Here is a 723-nt window from a genome sequence, read left to right on the forward strand (position 1 = left end):
TTTGCGCTGGCGGCGGCCGCCGAACTGGACGGGACGACTGGTTCTTGGGCGCGAGCCGAGCGTGCCATGGCGACCCTGGTCGATAATGAAAGCAACTTCTCAACTGCGGGCAGATTCACTCTGACCTCCGGTCAACCGGGCGGCGCAACTCGATGCAATAGCGCCGGAAGTATTTCCTGGTGCTTTCTCAAGGCGATTCCCGCTGCGGACGGAACGAAGATAACAACTGCCAACCAGGCAATTTATCTCGCGGACGCCACTCCTGCCGTCGGAGAAATAGAAACGCGATTCATCCAGGTGACAGTCGTTCCCGAAGGATTTGCCGCAATCTTCCCAGCCTCTTTTATAACGTCCGGCGCCAGTGACAGCTTCAATGTCGGAGCAGTTGCGGTGGCGGGTTTCACCTCCGGCGTCTGCGATTTTACACCGGTCTTCATGTGCAATCCCTATGAGATGGTGAACGGAACAAACGACGCCGGCGGCTACACGCTTGAGCAGGCCGTTTCCAACCCGGCCGTGCATCGCCGGCTCATCGAACTAAGGAAGGTCGGAAACGGGGCTGCCGCTGGTCCAGGCAACTTCGGATTTCTTGAGCCCCCGGAAGGCATAGGAAACGGTGCCCAAGCGCTGGCTGAAACGATCGCGACTTCAACCCCAATCGGATGCTACAATTCCGCGAGCGTTTCGACAAAAACCGGCCAGAATGCCGGCCCGGTGCAGGAC

At 58.8% G+C, this 723-nt stretch carries 1 pseudogene; it reads left to right on the forward strand.

The features are described from left to right. Positions 1-66: 66 nt before the first annotated feature. Positions 67-723: pseudogene (locus EN780_RS36185) on the forward strand (hypothetical protein); the annotation flags it as partial.

The organism is Mesorhizobium sp. M4B.F.Ca.ET.089.01.1.1, from assembly GCF_004022605.1.
Classification (GTDB): Bacteria; Pseudomonadota; Alphaproteobacteria; order Rhizobiales; family Rhizobiaceae; genus Mesorhizobium; species Mesorhizobium abyssinicae.